The organism is Embleya sp. NBC_00888, assembly GCF_045207655.1.
In the GTDB taxonomy this organism is placed as follows: domain Bacteria; phylum Actinomycetota; class Actinomycetes; order Streptomycetales; family Streptomycetaceae; genus Embleya.
The window spans coordinates 7,858,029-7,876,108 of sequence record NZ_CP108784.1 but is presented as its reverse complement, the minus strand read 5'-3'; the positions used below and the strand labels follow the sequence as shown (position 1 = coordinate 7,876,108).

The window sequence follows — 18,080 nt, the reverse complement described above, 5'->3', positions numbered from 1 at the left end:
TACTCAGGTGCCATCAAATACGGTACTGAGTTCCGTATCATCTGAGCTGGTCGACACGGTTGCAGGGACCACGCTCACAGGAAATGACAGGCCCACCGGACGACCACTCCGCGAGGGCCGCCGACGAGGTACGGCTGCACCTCGAACGCGGCGGAACCCTCGAGGAGCCGACACCCGGACACGTCATCGGCTGCCAGGACATCGGCGCCTGGGCACAGCGGCACCGGCGAGCGGCCGTGAGGGCACCGCCGACGCCCGGCCAGGTGCAGCAGCCCGACGAGTTCGGCATCGAGCCCGAACCCGGCGCAGCGACGGGCGGTCGCGGGGCGGGGTCTGCGCGCGACGCAGGCGGCGCCCGATCGCCATGGGTGCGGTTGCCCGTCTGCGAAACCGTCGCCCCCCGCCCCGAGCCGGGGCGAACCGCCGGGCTCACGCCCGCAATGCGGTCCACAGCCAGGCGCCACCGACGCGTACGTACAGGCGCGTGTCGGTGGTGTCGACGGCCATCGTGCCGTCGAGCGGCGGGTATTGGAACGACGCGTCGGTGACCGGGCCCGCGACCAGGCGCAGCGGCGGGTTCGGCTGGTTGCGGGTGGGGATGGCGCCGCTTGCCTGTCCGCCGGTGTTGCCGTACGAGTTCTCGACGCGGAAGTCGCCGGTGGAGCTCTGCTCGTAGTAGATGTGTGTGCCGACGGGCTTGATGCCGTACATGCCGTTGACGTTGCGCAGGACGCCGGTCTGGCCCTTGGCCGAGTACAGGATCACACCGGAGTTGACGGTCGCCGTCGTGCCGCACGCGATGAGGGTGTTCTCCAGCGCGCTCGCGGACGGAGCCCAGTCGATGATGTTTTGGGGAGTGCCGTATCCGGTGGCGAAGTTGCCCGCGTACGCGTAGATGTTGCCGGCGAATACGTGTCGGCAGGATGCGTCGACCTTGAGGTGCGGCCCGCCCTTCATCGCGGACGTCTCGAACTTGCAGTCGGTGATGTGGATTCCGTTGGGGTTGTTGGTCCTCGCGGTGCCTTGGGTGACCCAGAGCGCGCCGGTCCCGAAGTTCTCCAGGCGGCAGCCGATCAGGTGGACCTGGTTGACGTTGTCGTTGCTGTAGCCCCACTCCTGGGTGTTCGCGGCCGAGGAGTTCCGCAGCCAGACGTTGGGGTGTTGCTTGCTGTCCGCGGGGCCGGTGCAGGATTCCACGACCATGTTGTAGAACCGCGAGTCCCACAGTTCGACGGCGTCCACGGCGATGTCCGAGTTGCTCGTCAGATACACGTCGCGGACGTAGGTGTTGTTGCTGTAGTAGAGCTCGAGCAGCAGGCCCGTCCGGCCGTTTCCGCTGAGGCCGAGGTCCTCGACCGCGCAGTAGCGCCGGTGCGTGGCGCCTTTCGCGTCGAGCGAGGGGCCGGTGCCGGAGATCCGCAGAAGGATGCCGTCGGCCTTCTTGACGAGCATGGCGGCCTTGCTCCCCGCGCCGACCAGGCGTACGCCGTCACCGCCCACGGACAGCGCGGCGGCGGGCTTGCCGGCGACCGGCCTGGGGGTCACGAGGTATCGGCCCGCCGGGAAGTAGACCGTGCCGCCCGCCCGGGCCGCGGAGTCGATCGCCGACTGGATGGCCGTGGTGTCGTCCGCGACGCCGTCGCCGACCGCGCCGTGCACCTTGACGTCGTACCAGTCCACGGCGTTGCCCGCCGCGGTCGCCGAGTCCGACGTCGTCGCCACGAGCGCGACCCCCGCCGCGCCCGCCGTCACCGCGCCGGCCAGGAACGCCCGACGGCCTCCGGCTCCCCGCTGCCGCCCTGTTGCGTTGGACGAGTGCTCGCCGCTCATTGCCATACCCCCGTGGAATCGCCTGACTTCGGTGGATGATGCCAGGCCGCCGCCTCTCCCGTGGTATCCGCGCGAATCGGCCACGCGGCACCCGCGCGTATGGGACACGTCGGTCGGCGCCCCGTGAGCTCCTGCCACCGGTCACACGCTCCGCTCAGCTCGACGAGGGCCTCCTTCCGGCGGGGATCGTGGCTCCGACGGGCCAGGACCTGGGACAGATGCCCACGGGCCGCGTCCAGGCAGGCGGTGTCCTACCGAGTCGCGGCCGGCTCTTCCTGTCTCTGTTCGAGCCACGCGGACGGGTGGGATCGAAAAGCGTTCTCGCCCGCCACGGCATTCTGGATCTCCACCGCGAAGTCACGTACCCGGTCCTCGTCGAAGGACTGCACGCCGAAGGCGAACCCCCCGGCCGACGGCGTCACGCCGGGCGCGTCGCGCCGACCAATCCGGCCTTGTAGAGAGCGACGATTTGCACGTTCTTGCCGGTTCGTGGCGCCTCGATGATCTTGCCGTCCCCGTAGTACATGACCACGTGGTCGATGCCGCCGCCGTTGCGGTCGTAGAAAATGAGGTCGCCTGGCTGCAACTGGTCGACGGAGACGGGCCGGTGTCGGGTGGCGTTGTACTGGTCGGCCGCGACCCGTGGCAGGTGGACGGCGGGCCACCAACCGAGTTGAACGAGGGACGAGCAGTCGAACCCGGCGTTGTTCTCGGCGAAGCACACGCCGTTCAAGTAGCCGTTCCGCCCATCACAGAAGCCCTTCGAGGGGCCGTTTGGTGTGCCGCCTCCCCACACGTACGGCACGCCGACGTATTGCGCGGCCCGCCGGACGGCGTCGGCTCCCACGCCACTGCCGGACACGGTCGGTGTCTTCTTCGGCGCGCCCCACGCTTTCGCCTGGGCGGTGATCTTCGCGACGTAGTCCTGCGTCTGCTTGTACGGCGGCACGCCGCCGTTCTTCTGGACCGCGTACCACCCGGCGTTGTAGCCGGCCAGGGCGAGGGCAACGGGGCCGCCTGGGTAGGGGCCGGCCTCGGCTTGGGCGAACAGCTTGCACATGAACCGGCCGAGCGCCATGATCCCGTCCACGGCGTCGTACGGGTTGGCCCGGCCGTTCCCGTCGTCGTCCTGGCCGTACTCGGGCCAGGTATAGGGCATGAACTGGGCAATGCCCTGGGCCCCCACCTCGCTGGTGACGGTGGGGTCGAACCCGCTTTCCTGTTGGAGCTGGGCGGCTACCAGGGCCGGGCTCTCCTGCGGACACATCGCGGCAGCCTTCTCGATCCACGGCATCAGGTGCCCGGGCACCTGCGACCGCATCAGGTCCGAGACGTCGTCGGAGTCCTCCCCGGCACCGCCGCCCCCGTAACCGGCCGCGAGCCACGACGGGGCCGCTCCGCCGGTGGCGATGACGGCGACCATCAGCACCGACAAGACCATGATGACGACTACGGCCGTCCCGCACCCCGCTGCGGCTTTCCGCACGTATCCCCCTCGTCATTGCTCGCCTGTCCCCTCGTCCGGGGTCGGCCGGTTCTGCCCGCCGGAACGTCGGCGGATCGCCTCGCGGCACCGTTCGCGGCCGGCCTCCCCCGCCGCCCGCCACCGGTCCTCGCTCAACTCGTGGCCCCTCGCCCACCGTTCGGCGTGGCGCACCCCGCACCGCCCGGCCTGGACCGCGCGGACCGTGCCGGTGCCGTAGCCGACCGCCTCGGCCATCCGGCGCCGTGTCGGCCCTCTTCGGTCCCGGATCCGACCGAGCGTTGTCGGCTCGCTCGGCGCGAGGGCTTCCGCGGTGGTGCCGAGCGCGGTGGCCAAGGCGTTCACCACCCGTCCGCCCGGTGGCCGCCCCCCTTCCTCGACCCGCCGTACCGTCTGCGGACCGACCCCTGCCGAAACCGCGAGTGCGTCGTGCGAGAACCCGGCCTTTCGCCTTGAGGCGGCGAGGAGTTCGGGGCGGAAGCCGTCTGGATGCATTGGCCCATTGGCGTGAGTTCGAATAGTCGGTAATCACAGTTAGTTACGCATGCTAACCTGCCGTTCGATCTTCAGTACGGGGGCCTGCTGACCATGGCGCGAAACTCTGTCACCCAACCGGTGGCTTTGGCACGCGAGTTCGCCCGTGGGTTCGCCGTCTTCGCGGCGCATGGTGGGGCAGGGGCAACCACGGTCGCGACAATGCTCGACCCCGAAGCGACCGGCCTCGCCCGCGAGTTGCATCCCGGCACGCCCCTCGCGCTCGCCGAGGGCATCGTGCCGGTACTCGTCGTGCGCTCGACCGCCTCGGGCACCGCGCGAGCGCTGAGCGTCCTCGACAGTTGGCCCTCTCACCTGCCGCGCCCGTACCTGGTCGTCGTGGCCGATGCGGTGATCGGCGCACCCCTGCCGGTGCGCTACCGCCTGCGGGTTCTGGCTCCGCGCACGCTCGGGGTCGTTCACGTCCCGTACCTGTACCGCCTACGCGTGACCGACACGCCCGCCGAGGCGCTGGAGCACCGCCCGGTGGCCAAAGCGGCGCAGGCACTTCGTGCCGCGCTCGGCCACGCCGACTAGGAGGAACCAACCGTCATGCACTGGCTGTCCACACTGACCGACGCCGTCAATCTGCTCCCTGCCGACACCCCGACCCCGGGTTCTACCAACAATCCCAACCCCGGGGGCATCCCCAACCCCCCGCCGGTCGCCCCTCCGGGCCTGCAGGAGCCCGCGGGCAAGTGGATCTCGTGGGGCAAGTGGATCGCGGGCCTGGCCGGTGTGCTCGGCTTGATCGCCTGCGGCGTCATGATGGCGATCGGTCGCCGCAACCGCGCGCACCTCGCCGCCGAGGGCGCCAACGGAATCCTGTGGACCGTCGCCGGCGTCAGCCTGGCGATGCTTGCGGCGGGTGTCGTCCCCGGCCTGATGGGGATGTAGGCGTATGGCCCTGGACCTGAACCAGCAGGCCGCCGCCCGTCGGGCGCGTCGCACCATCGCGGTCCTCATCGCCGTGGTGGTCGTCCTCGCGGGCGCGGTGTTGGCCCTGTTCATCGCCGACGACGACACCGGCTCGTCGTCGGCTCCCAACGCGCCCGCCGTCGTTCCCGGCGGCGCGGGCCCGGCCGCCGTCCCGGGCAACCCGAAACCGTCCGGCAACGCGGGCAGCGACGTCTACACAGCCCCGCAGCGGTGGATCACCCTTCCCGCCTCGGCCGGACAGCGCAACGGCTTCCCGACGAACTACCCGCACACGCCGGAAGGTGCGGTGGCCGCAGCGGTGGCCGCGACCCGGAACGGATGGTCGTGGGACCCGGACGCGGCCGCCCGCGCCGCCCTCGCCTACACCCTGCCCGCCGACGCGGCCGACATCGAAGAGGCGGCACGGCAGGCCACGGGGCAGTCCCGCGCGGGCATGGGCGTGCCGCCCACGGGCCCGTTGCCCGCCGGGGCGGCATTGAACGTATGGGCGGTGGGCGTGAAATGGCAGCCGGTCGGCGCCGATCGGGTGGACGTCAGTGTCTCGGCGCGCCTGATCGTCACCACGGCGCCCGGCGGTGAGGCCACCACGCTGGTGGTCGCCCGGACGTCGGTGATCGTGTGGGACGGGTCGGACTGGCGGACGAAGAACGCCCCGGCCGGGCAACAGCCGCAGCCCTTCGACGTCGGGCAGAGCGGATTCAACGAGGCTGGGTGGACCGCCATTCGGGAGGGCGACATCCGGTGAGGCGCCTCGTGCATGTCCTCCTGGCGCTGGCGCTCGTGGCGCTGCTGCCCGCGGCCACGGCTGCGGCGCCCGCCGCCGCGTCGACGTCCCCGGCCGTGCAACCCGCCGCCGCCCGGGGGGTGGCACCCGCGCCCGCCTTGGCCGCTCCCGCCGCTCCGTCGATCTCCTGGTGGGACATCGGCTGCAACGCGGTACTGACGCCCACCATCAGCGCGGTCACCGCAAACCCCGTCGCGGGCGTGGCGGGCAGCGTCGCGGCGTGCGAGGGGCTGAAACTACTCGGCGCCGACAAGCTGGCCGCCGACGCCGCCAAGAAGCTCGGTGACTCGATCATCGGCCCCATGGCCGAGGGCGCGAAGAGTTTCGCCGCCCAGGTGATCACGAGCAGCCTCGTGTGGTGGCTGCAATCGCCTTCCATCTCCATCGAGAAGTCCGGCGTGACCACGCCGCAGGACCCGATGGCACAGAGCTGCTACTACCTGTCGGAGACCATCCCGGCGGCGTGCCTGTCGAAGCATTGGTTCCCGCCCAAGGACGTGGGGACCGTGCCGGTCTCCCTCCAGGGCCTCTGCCTGGGCGTCGGGTCGCTGGTCGCGGTCCTGCTGACGATGTTCGCCGGCATCCGAACCATCGTGCAGCGCAAGGGCACACCGATGGCGCAGGCCATACAGGGGCTGGTGATCCACCTGGTCGTCTGCATCACCGGCATCGCCATCATCGACTCGTTGCTGATCGCCTCCGACAAACTCACGTTCGCGATCATCGACACGATGTTCCAAGGCAACGCCAACCTGGTCATGCAGATGGAACGGATGCTCTTCCCCACCGGGATCAACGTGCTCGCGCTGCTGCTGGTGAGCGTGATCGCGCTGCTCGTCGGGCTGGTTCAGCTCATCACCGTGTTCCTTCGGCAGGCCGCGATCCCCATCTACGCGTTGTTGCTGCCGGTCGCCAGTTCGGGGCAGATCGGCGGGGATCGCACCCGTCAATGGCTGCCCCGGCTCTACACCTCGGTGTTCACGGTCATCGCCTACAAGCCCATGGCGGCGCTCATCATGGCGGCGGGGTTCACGGAGATGGCCAACGGCAACGCGTGGGTGGACTGGGTCCGCGGCCTGACCACGCTGGTCCTGAGCGTCGTTGCCTTGAAGGCCATGATGGGCCTGTTCTCGCCGCTGGGCATGCAGATGGCCGGTGCAACCGGCGGGCTCGCCAACGCGATTGGCAACCTCGGCGGCGCGGCCGCTCTGGGCTCGGCCCTCGGCAGCGGCAAGGGCGACAGCGACGGCGGGGGCGGCGGCAAGGGCGGCGACAACGGGGGCTCCTTCAACCCGGTCTCCCACGCGAGCGCGATGGACCAGCACGGGCCCGCCAGTGAGCAGAACTCCTCGATGTTGCGGCAAGCCGCGAGCAACGCGACCGGCCAGGACGAATCGGGCGGGCGCGTCCCGCAGCAAGGCGGCGACCAATCGGGCGACGCAACGGAATCGGCCACGAACAGCACAACGGGCACCGGCGGCGGCAGCGGCGACGGCACCGGCGGAACGGAAGGCACGGACTCCGGCGCCCCGTCGGGCGACGACGTCGGCGGTCCCTCCGGCGGCCTCCCGTCGCCGGAATCGTCCTCGCTCAACCGAGCGGCCGGGATCACCCTGGTCGCGGCCGAGGTCGGGCGTCAAGGCTCCGACGCCGCCGGTTCCGCGTTCGCCGACAACGGAGGTAACACATGACCTCGACCACCACGTCCGGGAGTTCGCCCCGGCTGTACGGCGGGTGGCGGCGCTCACGGACACTCGGCGTCGCGCACCTCAATGGCGTGCAGACCGTCATCTGTGTGGGCGCGGTGATGGTGCCGGTCTTCCTCGCGTCCTTCGTCGGCCTCGCCACGCTGCTGGTGTCGCTGCCCATCGCGGCCCTGGTCGGCGGCCTCGCGGTGTGGCAGCGTCACGGCATGCCGCTGCTGTCCCTCGCGACGGCGCGCGTGCGCTGGAAGCTGGCCGCGTCGCGCGGCGAGACCACCTACCGCGGCCTCTACCTGCGCCATCCCCTGGCCCTCAACCCGCCCGGCGTCCTCGCGCCGACCATGCTCGTCAGCGCACAGGACGAAACCGGCGCCGCGGTCGGCCTGGTGTGGAATCAGGCAACGGGCCGTTTCGCCGGGAGTCTCCTCCTCGCGCCGGGCGGTGCCCTCCTCGCCGACCGGGGCCAGGTCAACACCAACGTGACCTCCTGGGGCGAAACCCTCGCGGCGTTGTCCTCGGAGGAGTCCGTGGAAGCGGCGACGGTGACCCTCCAGGTCACCCCGTCCTCGGGGGCCGCCCTCACCGACCACGTCCGGGACCGCCTCGACCGCAACGCACCGAAGCTCGCGCGGGACACCATCGGCGAGTTGGTCACCACCGCTCCGCGCACCTCCGCGCAACTGGCGGCCTGGCTCACGTTGGTGGTGGACCCGTCGCGGGCCCCCGACCGGGCCACCACCCCCGCCGAGGGCGCTGCCGAGGCGCTGCGTCGCCTCGGCAGTGTCGACCTGGGCGGGGCCGGCGCGGACGTCCTGCGGCGCGCGACGGCCACGGACCTGATGCGCTTGGTGCGCGGCGCGTTCAGCCCGGCCGACATGGACGCCCCGCAATCCCAGATCGCCGAACTCACCTGGGATCAGACCGGGCCCGTCGCCGCGGAAGAGGACTGGACCGAGTACCGGCACGACGGCGCGGTGTCGGTCTCCTGGGTGCTGCGGGAAGCACCCCGCAAGTCGGTGACCTATGACGTCCTGCTGCCGCTGCTCGCACCGGGCAAGTACCCGCGCCGGATAACGCTCGGGTACCGGGTCCTCCCCACCGAAGAGGCCGCCGCGATCGTCGAACGCGAGATCAACGCGTCCGACGCACGCGAGCAGTACAACCGCAGGACTCGGCGCAGCACCACCCGCCGCGAGCGCGCCGACGCGCAGGCCGCCGACCGCGCGGCCAACCAGGAGGCTTACGGCGCGGGCATGACCCAATGGACGATCACGATCACCACCACCGTCACCGACCCGGCCGACCTGCCCGCCGCCAAACGCGAAGTCGAACAGGCCGCCAAGAGGGCGGGCGGCCTGCGCTTCCGGTACGCCTACGGCGCGCAGGGCGCATCCTTCACGGCCGGGCTGCCGGTCGGCGTACATCCGCTCGTGGGCTGACCCGGTTCGGGACCGACGGACAGTAAGGACACCTCGCCGTGCGACGACGAACCGCCAAACCCGCGCCCGCCGCGCGGCCCGCCCGCGAACCCGAACCGGTATGGCGCCTCAACGCCAAAGTCGTTGCCCCGCGCCAGGGTTGGCGCGGCCGCGGCGCCGGACGCGCCCCGAACACCGACACCGGCAGCATCTACCTCGGCACCACGACCGAGGTCGCCGGGCTGTATCCGTTCGTCCTCGGCTCCTCGCTGCCCGCTGAAGGGGTCCCCATCGGCCCCGACCTGCTGACTCACGAACTGGTCTGTTTCGATCCGGCCGGCTGGACCGGCCGGCTCGTCCAAAACCCCGGCGTGTGGGTGATGGCACAGCCCGGCGCGGGCAAATCCGCCATCGCCAAGCGCATCTGCCTCGTGTACGCCTCCTACGGGCACAAGATCATCGTCCCGGGTGACGTCAAGGGCGAGTACGCGCCGCTCATCGAAAAACTCGGCGGCCAGGTCGTGCGCATCGGCCGGGGACGGCTCGACCGGCTCAACCCGCTCGACTCCGGGCCGTTGCGCAAACGGGCGGCCGAACTGCCGCAGGATCGCCGTGACGCGCTCCTGACGGAGATCAACGGCAGGCGGGCGGATCTGCTGTACGCCCTCCTCGCCACCCCGAACGGCCTGGGTCGGCGGCCGAGCGCCGTGGAGGCGACCGCGGTCGGCCACGCGGTCAGCCTGCTGTCCGACCGACTCGAAGACGACCCGGTGATCCCCGACGTCGTCCGGGTGCTGCGCGAGGGCCCGAAAGAACTGTGGGCCCAACTCCTCGTCAACTCCGCGGAGGACTACAACGACCTGGTCCGCGAGGTCACATCCGCGCTGGCCAACCTGTGCACGGGACCGCTCGCCGGACTCTTCGACGGGCCCACCACCCAACCCCTCGACCTGAGCGCGCCGGCCGTGTCCGTCGACCTGTCCGCGCTCCTCACCGCGGGGGACCACGTGGTGGCCGCGGGCCTGCTCGCCACCTGGGCCTACGCGTACGGCGCCGTCGACTCCGCCCGCGCCCTGGGCATGATGGACCGCCCCCTGGTCATCCCCCTCGACGAGATGTGGAGAGCGCTGCGGGCCGGGCCCGGGATGGTCGACGCGATGGACGGAATGACCCGCCTCAACCGCTCCAAAGGCGAAGTGACGATCTTCATCACACACTCCCTGCGCGATACCGAGGCCCTGCCCACCGCCGAGGACCGCGCCAAAGCCCTGGGCCTGATGGAGCGGTGCGACTCGCTCATTCTCGGCGCGCTCCCCGTGAGCGAACTGGACCGCGTACACGTCCAAAAGCCGCTGACCAGCGGCGAGCGGGCGTTGGTCGCCTCGTGGGCGGCACCAGGCATCACCGGCATCGACGGCACCAACCAACGCCACCCGGGCAGAGGAAAGTATTTGATCAAGATCGGGACCAGGGCCGGTTCGCCCGCCCGCCTCGACCTGACGACGGCCGAACACGAGATGTACGACACCGACACCGCGATGCGCCGCCGCAAGGTGGTGACCCCGTGAACGGGACCACCGAACGGCCCTCCGGCACCAGCGGAACGGGCCCGGCCTGGGCGGTGCTCGGCGTGGTGGTCGGCACCATGGCCCTGTTCTCCCTCGCCTGGGTCGGCGGCACCCTCGCGGTCGCCGTCATCGGCGGCGGCTGGCACGCCCCCGCGTACTCCGGCCGCACGCTCGGCTTCCTGCTGCGCGGCGAGCCGGGCCGAGTGTGGCCCGGCCACGGCACCGCCGCCGCCGTCGGCACCATCACGATGCTCGTCCTGGCCGTCGCCGCCGCGACGGCGGCCGGCATCGCCGCGCGGGCGCGCTTCGCCCGACCGTCGGGCCTGGCCGGGCGTCACCAGATGGAACCGCTGGCGCATGCGGCGCTGGAAAAGCGAGCGCGGCAACTGCGGCCCTCGCTCGCGAACGCCGACACGATCAGCCCCGATGATGCGGGCCTGCTGCTCGGCGACCTGTCCCCCCGCGGTCCCGAGCTGCGGGCGTCGTGGGAAGACGTCGTAATCGCCATCATGGCGCCGAGGTCGGGGAAGACAACCGCGCTCGCGGTCCCGGCGATCCTCCGAGCGCCCGGCATGGCACTTGTCACGACCAACCGAGCGGACGTCTACTTGACGACGGCGTCCGCCCGCCGCGAGGTGGGCCGCATCTGGCTCATCGACCCGCAAGGCATCACCCACTCCACACGTGAACTGTGGTGGGACATGCTCGAAATCGCGCGCACGATCGAGGGGGCGGACCGTCTCGCCGGGCACTTCCTCAACGCCACCTCGAACCCGCAAACGAAGGACTTCTTCGCCGAGGCCGCGAAAAGCACGCTCACCGCGCTGTTCCACGCGGCCGCGGTCTCCGGCGGCACCGTCGCCGATGTGCTGGCGTGGCTGTCCACGCCCGGCGAGCGGACGCCTATCGACGCGTTGCGCCACGCGGGCCAGCACCCGTACGCCGACCAACTCGCCTCGACCGCAACCGTCGCGGTCGAGACACGCGACGGCGTGTACGCAACCGCGCGCGTCGCGGTCGCCTCCCTCCTCAACCCGCGGGTCCTCGCCTGGGTCACCCGCGACCCCGCCGTTCCGCAGTTCCGCCCCTCCGACGCGGTCGACAGCCGGGACACCGTCTATCTGCTGTCCAAGGACGGCGGCGGTTCCGTCTCCGGTTTGATCGCTGCCATGGCCGACTCGGTGTTCCTCGCCGGGATGGACCTCGCCGAGCGGCGCGGCGGCCGCGTCGACCCGCCCGTCTTGGCCGTACTCGACGAGGCGGCGAACATCTGCAAGATCGAAGACCTTCCCAATTTGTATTCGCACCTGGGAGGGCGCGGGGTCATCCCCATCACGATCCTCCAGAGCTACCGGCAGGGCGTGCGGGCCTGGGGGGACGTCGGCATGGATGCGCTGTGGAGCGCGGCCACCGTCAAACTCCTCGGCGCGGGCCTCGATGACCCGGACTTCGCCGACAAGATCTCGCGGCTCATCGGCGACCATCGGGTGACCGAGTACAGCACCTCGCACAGCGCGAGCGGCCGCAGCACATCCATCAGTTCCCGGCGCGAGCGCGTCATGGACGCCGCCGACGTCCGCGCCATGCCCAAGGGAACCGGCCTCCTCCTGGCCACCGGCATGCGCATCGCACCCATCCGCTTCCGCCCGTGGTTCCGCGAGCCGGGCGCCGACGTGATCACAGCGCAGGAGGCCAAGGCCAAAACCGCGCTCACCGACCGCGCGACCGCGGCCGGCGCCGCCATCGCTGCGGCACCGCCCCCGGGCCTCGGCGTGCACCCCTACCCGCAAGACCCCTCGGAGGCATCCCCGTGACCGAGCAGCACAACGGCGTGAACCCGGCCCGGCTCGCCGAGGACGTGGACGAACCCGACGAGGACAACGCGGCGGCCGCCCCGACCTTCATCCTCTTCCTTGACGAGGACACCGCGGAGTACCGCGCCGAGCTCGTCGCGCTCGACCAATGGGTGCGCCTGGTCCTGGTGACCTACCTCCGCGACGTCAACTCGGCCGCCCCCTGGTGCGACGAGTGGTTCCGGCACCCCGAGGCCGTCGCCCGCCTCCACGCGCTGTGGCTGGCCTGGCAGCAATACACCGCCCCGGAGGCCGGCGGCTGGGACGGGCCGAGCGTCTGGCACCGCGACCACCTCGACCCCTGCATGCACCAACTCCGAAGCGCAGACGGGCCGTTCAACGCCTGCGGAACCAACGTCGCACGCATCCGGCACCGCGCCCCCGGCATGTACGACGCGGTACCGTTCGCGCCACTGCCGTTCACCGCAGACGACCTCAACGAGCCGTGAACCGACCCCCAACCCCTTTGCCCTCGGGCCCCGGCGCCATCCTGCGGGCTTGCATGGCGCGACCGTGTCGCTCCCGGGGCTCCGGCGAGCCGTCCGGCCTGGGGAGGCAGTGGACGGTGGGCAGAGGGCCGGCCGGTTCGTGCTGGAGGTGACCGGCGGGCATGGCCCGGCGTCGCCCGCGCCGGCATGGGGCGTTTCACCGTCCGAAGTCCCTCCAGAGCACTTCGTCCCCGGACATCCTGTTCGCCGCACACAGACCGAGCGCCCGTGCGATACCGATCGATGCCCGGGGGCGTGATGTCATCACAGCGGGTGCTACCTCTGGGGGCCCTGGCCGCGGCCAGGTTCATTTCTCGGGCGACGCAGGTGTGGGGGTTGTTCGGCCGGCTTCGGTACAGCAGGTCGGTCCGGATGGGTTGGCTTTCGGACGGTCGTCGACCTGGACCTGGCGGCGGCGGCGCTCGATGGAGGAGTCTGCCGGGTCAGGGTGTCCACGAGATCGGCACGGGCCTGGTGCGTGGGCGCACGCTCGACCTGCTCCCATAGATGCAGTGCATCGCGTTCGGCTATGCCGCGTGCGGCGAGGTGGTCTTGAAGCTTCGAGATGACCTTGTGGTCGACGCGGCGGGCGAAGGAGTCCAGCACCGTCTTCAGACGTGGATCGGTTTGGGGGGACCGCTCGATCCACTTGCGGACCTCGGACGTGAAGCCTTCCCGGTTTTGCTTCAGCCAGCCGGCCTCCTCCGGCCGACCGCGCATGGCTGCCGCCTCGACGGCGGCGTCACGAACGGCCAACAGCGCCGCTGCCTTCACAGCCTCCCGGGTCATCGGCGAGCGGAACCGATCCGGCACCAGCAGCGGGTTGTACCCGCGAAGTAAAGGATCATGGCGCTGGGGCTGCTGGACCGGACCCTGTGCCGACAGCCCGATGGGGCTGCCCAGGGCGCCGTGCAGCGTGTCCTCAATGCTGTATATCGCCTCTTGGGTGGCGAAGGTCAGCGCCGGGTCGGCGGGCAGTTCGGCGAGGGGCACCCCTCGCCCCTCACCGGTCTGCTCCGCGGACAGGTGGACGACGTAGCCCAGCTTCTTGTGCGGCCGGGCGTCGAAGGGCGCCGTGCCGAAGAATGCGTAGCGGCCCTGGAAGTCGGTCTGCGGATACGCTGCCGTGAGAAGTTCTTGCACGGTCCCCTTGAAGCTGCTGTCCACCAAGGTGACCGCACTGTCCGGATGCCCGATCGGAATGCCTGCGGCACGCAGGTAGGCGGTGAGCTGCCGGAACGCGCCGGGTATCTCCTCGGGGGGCAACTGCTTCTTGCGGAAGCGGAACTGCTCCACCTCGGGGAACTGAGCGCCCCGTTGGGCCTCCAGGTCCAACAGCGCGGCGTCCGCGACCAGTCGGGAGAGCACGACATCCCGGCAGTGGGCGGCGAAGAAGTCCGGAGCCAGTGCTTGGGCAGCGGCGGCGAAACTGTGCCCGTCCCGCCCCAGGAAGACAATGGTTCGCCCGGCTTCGGCATCTCTTTGCAGGTCCGGCAGCATCTGTGCCGTGACCGCGGTGATGAAGGGACCGTGGAACTGTCGGAACGCCTCATAGGCTTCATCCACCGCGGCCCCTGCTTGCGAGGGAAGCTGGTAGGCATCGAGCAGATCGGATAATTGGGAGTAGTTTTCCACTCAACGGCCTTCTTGCCCATGAGCGACATCCAGCCGGGCGGGACCCGTCAGTGAAATGCTCAACCAGTTCATGAATGCCTCGTATTCGGCTGACAGGCTCCAGCGCAGACGGACTCCTTCTCCCTCCTCGGCCTTCGTGGTTCGCCCGATGGAGTCCATGGAGATGTTCAGGTGGTCGGAGTCGACAAAGGGCAGGTCGAGGGCTGCCGACAGGGTCAATGCGTCGTGCTGCATGGTGCCCGCGTAGCGGGTTCGGGCGAACCAGCGTTCCAGGTGATCGGCGAGCAGCTGTGCCCATACGGGGCCTTGAGGGTCCCGCAGGCTCTGATACAGAGGGTGTTTCGCGGTGACCTCGATACGCGGCGTGAAGGTGATCTCCGAAGCGATGAACTCGGGAGTGGGAAGGAGGCCGCTCTCCACGGCTTTCAGAACGGCGTGGGCGCCGGCCACGTCCATCCGGATGTTGTGTTCCGCTCGACTGGGATCGCGGTAGCGCAGCGCGCCGCCCATCTGGGTCAGCCGTAGCCGGCGAGCCAGGTCGGGGGCCTCGGCGATCACGCGGGCCAGGTTCGTCAGCGGGCCCATTCCCACCCAGCGCACAGGTCCGTCGGCCGCTTCACACACCTGGCGTACCGCCGCGACGACATCAGTGGGTTGAGCAGGCACGTCGTCCGGGATCAGGCCGTCCACGCAGTAGTAGCGAGACTCGCCGAGAGATGCTCCGGAAAGCGTGACCACCTCGCGGCGACCGATCAAGTCCAGCAGGTGCCGTGCGAAGCGGGCCCGTTCACCTCGTACTTCGTCGCCGGTGATGACCATGGCCAACTCGGGCACCTGCCGTGCCGCGGCCGCCACCGCAAGGGCATCGTCGGCGTCGCCGCCGATGTCCGTGTCGATGATCATGGGGGTGCGTCGCAGGTCTTCCGGCCACGGACCGGATGTCTCCAACGCCTCGCCGATCCCGGCCAGTCCACTGTCGGGCACCGCACGCCCGAGCTGAGTCATCGCGGTCCAGTGTTGCCGCAGCTCATCAGCGGTTTCGTTCCGCTCTTCCCCCATTGAGTCCCCTATTTCATCTCGGTACGACGCATGGTCGCCGATCACCTGAACTGCCTGCAGAGCGTTGTCATGCCGCAGCCCTGATAATTGCCCGCACGATCGCCTGTACTGGCACAGACGTGTGTTGCGCATTGGATCTGATCCCTCGTTCGTGATCAAGTCGTTTCCCCCTTCAACGGTTTCGCTCTCTCCGAGGTGGGGTCGGACGTGCCGGCCGGAGGCTCTTCCGCCCTCCCCGGGTCGTCATTCGAAATCTGGAAGAGAGCGGCCTTTCCGTTGGGAACACCCTGGCGGGCGCGCGCGGCCAGGACTGCCGGGAGCCGCGTCACGGTGTCGAGGTCGGCGTCGCCGACGGACAGTCCCGCGTCCAGGGCGTCGGCCAGCCGAAGGCCGGCCAGAGTGAGCCGGTCGGCGAGCTCTCTTGAGGAGACGCCCTCGTATCCGGCAAGCAGACGAGCCACGTTCGGCTGTTGCGGATTGCGTTCCCGGTATGCCTTCGCCTGGCAGGCTCGCGAGCAGTAGCGCCGGGGCCGAGGCCCTCGTCGCGCGGGCAACTCACCACCGCACACCAGACATGTCATCGCCATGAATCCCTCGGTCAATCATCACGTGACGATTTCTCCAACGTACCGGCGGCACGTGCAATCGTCACGTGATAATTGGGGTCGACTTCGGGGATCGAACTTGACGCGCACTGCTACGCCTCGCACCCGTGCGCCGATTGCGCCCCCACCGACCGGCGCCGGAAAGCACGGCGCCTCTTCCGCGGGGAGACCGTCGGTCTCCCCGCGGAAGAGGCGGCAGGGTCATTGTCGACGCTTCATCGCTGGTCTCCTCTCACTGCCCGCGTCTGCGTCCCTGCCCCTGCTGTGGCGCTCCTGTCGGCTTGGGCCGCCGGGCCCCGGACGCCGTCTTGCGCGGCGCCGGGGCGGTGCCGGGGGCGACCGTGGTGGACTTCGCCGCCGCGGCGGCGCTTCGGCTCTGCGGCGGTGCCTGTCCGGGCGCCGCGCCTGCGGCTCGGCCCTGCCCGGCCGCTCGGGTCGTGCCTTCAGCACGCCCGGGGGCGGCCTGTTTCGTCGGCTGGGACCGCGCTCGCTCGGCGTCTCGGAGCAGTCCACTCGCGGCCTCGACGGATGTCAGCTCGATGCCGGCGGCCTTCGCCTGCGCGATGCGTTCCGGGACCGCCGCCAATGCCGAGCGCGGATCGCGACCGGCCTCGTGTGCCTTCACCATCCGGGCCGCGACGTCGGGCCACCCCCGAGCCATTACCAAGCTGGTCGCCCGGCTCTCGTCGGCCAGTGTCGCGCACGTCATGATGACCAACTGCGTGTGCTGCTGCGGTGAGATTCCGTGCTGATCGAGTCGAGCCGCTCGGCTCGCCTCGGGGTCCATCGTCCGGCGCCGCAGACCGGCGAACCACTCGCCGAGGGTTCGGCGTTCCGTCGCCTCCCGTGTCGGCGTTTCCTCGGCCGGTGCGGCATACGGGTCACGGGTCACCTGTTGCCCGGCCGTGTTCGCGTTCCCCGCCGTGGCGGTGGCGCGTTCGGCGTCGACCCGCTCCAGGAACGGGGTGGCCTCGCGCAAGAACTGCCGGACGTCGACACCGGCCGCCGACAACTCGGTCAGGTCGGCGCGGATCCGCGGCCACTGACCGGATGCCAAGACCGCATCCCCGATACCGCGTTCGGCCAGGGATTCCCGGACCGCCTCGGCGAGCGGGTCGGCCACCTTGGCGGCCGGTGACTTCTTCCCCTCCTCGGGTTTCTTCCGGTCCCGCTCCCTGATCGCCTGCGTGATCAACACGAGCACCCGCAGCGCGACCACGGCGGTCTGCGCGGCGCCGGCCGCTGCTTGCTCAATCGGTGCTTCGGACATGGTGTTTCCCCTTCTTCTGGCGTGACGCCGGCGCACCGGCGTCGCGGCGGGCGCGGCCGTCCACCACTCCTGGAAGCGCGGGATCACCTGCTCCGGCGTGGTGCTGCGTGCCCGCGTCGCCAGGATCTCTCCACAGTCTCAAAGACCACGACCCCGCCGCAGCCGACAGCGCCGCCGAACGCCACCTGTGTGCGATCGGGCACTCCTCCCTCGGGAATCCACGCCCGGCACCGCCGAAGACCCGGTCGCCGAGGACCTCGACGCCGTAGCGGGCCGCGACGTCCGACCCGCCCTTCCACCACGGGCGACCCCCGGTGACCACATCGGCGGACCCCGGGGGCCGCGAGCGGCTCGAGGCCGGCCTCCTCACGTCCGGCTACCGCGTCCACCACGGTTCCCTGCCGCGACTGGCCTCGCTCCTCTCGGACGACACCGACAGTTGCGAGGACATCGTCCAGGAAGCGTTCATCCGTGTGCACACCGCACGCCACCGCCTGCGCGACCCTTCGAAGACGCCACACGCGTCGACTCCCCGTCCGCAGCCGACGGCGACAAGACCGTCGAGGCCACCACGCGGCCGGGCGCGGGACGGTCGACGTTCCGGGGTTCGACCAGAACCGAACACCCCGCGAGCCGCCCAGCTCGACCGACACAACGGGGAAAACTTCGATCCATCCAGCCCCGGCACGCTCACCGTGGCGGCGGGCGTGCTTGCGGACGCCCTGGACCACAACCCGGAACCCCACTCACACACCGAAGAAAACCGAGAACTCACAGCGGTCGTCGGCGGGGTGGACCCCTCGTCGGTCAACCGCGAAATCCCGCCCCGAACAGTGCGCGGCGTCCGATCGGCGGTCCGCCTTCGCCGGTCAACGGGCCCCGAAGACCGGGCGTTCCCTGTCGCCGGCGCC

General features: G+C 70.5%; 15 protein-coding genes. 8 read left to right on the top strand and 7 right to left on the bottom strand.

Going from position 1 to position 18,080, the window contains the following annotated elements:
- Positions 1-429: 429 nt before the first annotated feature.
- The 3 genes from OG948_RS33355 to OG948_RS33345 all read right to left on the bottom strand — a co-directional run bounded on the left by OG948_RS33355 (position 430) and on the right by OG948_RS33345 (position 3,808).
- On the bottom strand, positions 430-1,830 hold the full coding sequence (locus OG948_RS33355) for a glycosyl hydrolase family 28-related protein (RefSeq protein WP_406300047.1): 1,401 nt from the start codon (positions 1,828-1,830) through the stop codon (positions 430-432).
- Positions 1,831-2,248: 418 nt separating this feature from the next.
- Positions 2,249-3,271, bottom strand: coding sequence for an NlpC/P60 family protein (locus OG948_RS33350; RefSeq protein ID WP_406300046.1), 1,023 nt, complete (start codon positions 3,269-3,271; stop codon positions 2,249-2,251).
- A gap of 57 nt (positions 3,272-3,328) precedes the next feature.
- Positions 3,329-3,808: a helix-turn-helix domain-containing protein gene (locus tag OG948_RS33345; protein ID WP_406300045.1), complete on the bottom strand. Its 480-nt coding sequence runs from the start codon at positions 3,806-3,808 to the stop codon at positions 3,329-3,331.
- Positions 3,809-4,009: 201 nt separating this feature from the next.
- On the opposite strand from OG948_RS33345, the gene OG948_RS33340 reads away from it, so the two are divergent.
- Genes OG948_RS33340 through OG948_RS33305 form a run of 8 tightly spaced genes read left to right on the top strand, consistent with a single transcriptional unit; the run spans position 4,010 to position 12,561 of the window.
- Positions 4,010-4,384, top strand: a complete 375-nt coding sequence (locus OG948_RS33340; RefSeq protein ID WP_406300044.1) for a hypothetical protein — start codon at positions 4,010-4,012, stop codon at positions 4,382-4,384.
- Between the two features lie 15 nt (positions 4,385-4,399).
- Positions 4,400-4,744 carry a hypothetical protein gene (locus tag OG948_RS33335; RefSeq protein ID WP_406300043.1) on the top strand — a complete coding sequence of 115 codons (345 nt, stop codon included), beginning with the start codon at positions 4,400-4,402 and terminating at the stop codon, positions 4,742-4,744.
- Positions 4,745-4,748: 4 nt separating this feature from the next.
- Positions 4,749-5,531, top strand: a complete 783-nt coding sequence (locus tag OG948_RS33330; protein WP_406300042.1) for a hypothetical protein — start codon at positions 4,749-4,751, stop codon at positions 5,529-5,531.
- Positions 5,532-5,539: 8 nt separating this feature from the next.
- Positions 5,540-7,261 (top strand): hypothetical protein, encoded by a 1,722-nt coding sequence (locus OG948_RS33325; RefSeq protein ID WP_406300041.1) that lies wholly within the window; start codon positions 5,540-5,542, stop codon positions 7,259-7,261.
- The gene (locus tag OG948_RS33320; protein WP_406300040.1) at positions 7,258-8,712 is read left to right on the top strand and encodes an SCO6880 family protein; all 1,455 of its coding nucleotides are present in this window, start codon (positions 7,258-7,260) and stop codon (positions 8,710-8,712) included. The genes OG948_RS33325 and OG948_RS33320 overlap by 4 nt, the downstream gene beginning before the upstream one ends.
- Positions 8,713-8,750: 38 nt before the next feature.
- Positions 8,751-10,259: an ATP-binding protein gene (locus OG948_RS33315; RefSeq protein WP_406300039.1), complete on the top strand. Its 1,509-nt coding sequence runs from the start codon at positions 8,751-8,753 to the stop codon at positions 10,257-10,259.
- Positions 10,256-12,073, top strand: a complete 1,818-nt coding sequence (locus OG948_RS33310) for a type IV secretory system conjugative DNA transfer family protein (RefSeq protein WP_406300038.1) — start codon at positions 10,256-10,258, stop codon at positions 12,071-12,073. Before OG948_RS33315 ends, OG948_RS33310 begins: the two co-directional genes overlap by 4 nt.
- Positions 12,070-12,561: a DUF4913 domain-containing protein gene (locus tag OG948_RS33305; protein WP_406300037.1), complete on the top strand. Its 492-nt coding sequence runs from the start codon at positions 12,070-12,072 to the stop codon at positions 12,559-12,561. The genes OG948_RS33310 and OG948_RS33305 overlap by 4 nt, the downstream gene beginning before the upstream one ends.
- 315 nt (positions 12,562-12,876) lie before the next feature.
- Here OG948_RS33305 and OG948_RS33300 read toward each other — a convergent pair whose 3' ends face one another.
- From OG948_RS33300 to OG948_RS33285, 4 genes are all read right to left on the bottom strand, one after another.
- Positions 12,877-14,235 (bottom strand): ABC transporter permease, encoded by a 1,359-nt coding sequence (locus tag OG948_RS33300; RefSeq protein WP_406300036.1) that lies wholly within the window; start codon positions 14,233-14,235, stop codon positions 12,877-12,879.
- On the bottom strand, positions 14,236-15,294 hold the full coding sequence (locus OG948_RS33295) for a nucleoside hydrolase (RefSeq protein ID WP_406300035.1): 1,059 nt from the start codon (positions 15,292-15,294) through the stop codon (positions 14,236-14,238).
- 155 nt (positions 15,295-15,449) lie between these two features.
- A complete protein-coding gene (locus OG948_RS33290; RefSeq protein WP_406300034.1) occupies positions 15,450-15,755 on the bottom strand; it encodes a hypothetical protein in 306 nt (101 codons plus the stop codon).
- Between the two features lie 376 nt (positions 15,756-16,131).
- Positions 16,132-17,169, bottom strand: a complete 1,038-nt coding sequence (locus tag OG948_RS33285; protein ID WP_406300033.1) for a hypothetical protein — start codon at positions 17,167-17,169, stop codon at positions 16,132-16,134.
- Between the last annotated feature and the right edge of the window lie 911 nt (positions 17,170-18,080).